The 445-nt window shown below is 65.4% G+C and carries 1 protein-coding gene; it reads left to right on the top strand.

What is annotated here, in order from left to right:
* The coding region (locus FCK90_RS15225) for a transposase (protein ID WP_158035146.1) at nt 1-439 on the top strand (439 nt) is incomplete at its 5' end.
* Between the last annotated feature and the right edge of the window lie 6 nt (nt 440-445).

The following is a 445-nucleotide window of genomic DNA, read 5'->3' as shown; positions in this document are numbered from 1 at the left end:
CGGCATCCGCCATGTTCTCCGCGCCGGGCGAGAACGCCTCACGTCTCGCCAGCAGACTCGCCTGGAAGCTGCGTTCACGGCCCATCCCGATCACATCGCGGTCGAAGTCGCCTATCGCTGCGCTCAGGACCTTCGGGACGTGTTCCACCAGCCCACGCCTGCACGAGGACGCCAGCTTGCCGAAAAACTCATCGCCTCGCTGCCGACCTGCCCGATTCCCGAGATCGCCAGGCTCGGAAAGACCCTGAGACGCTGGAAGACCGCGTTCCTGGCCTACTTCGACACCGACGGCGCGAGCAACGGTGGTACCGAGGCCATCAACGGGATCATCGAACTCGGCCGCCGCATCGCCCGCGGCTTCCGCAACTTCGAGCACTACCGCCTCCGCATGCTCCTCATCACCGGTGGACTCGACGCCTCACCCCACACTCAACTCTGAAGAGCC

It is taken from the genome of Kocuria coralli, assembly GCF_008831305.1.
Lineage (GTDB): Bacteria > Actinomycetota > Actinomycetes > Actinomycetales > Micrococcaceae > Kocuria > Kocuria coralli.
Note: the sequence above shows the minus strand (reverse complement) of the source record. Positions and strands in the feature narration are given on the sequence as shown.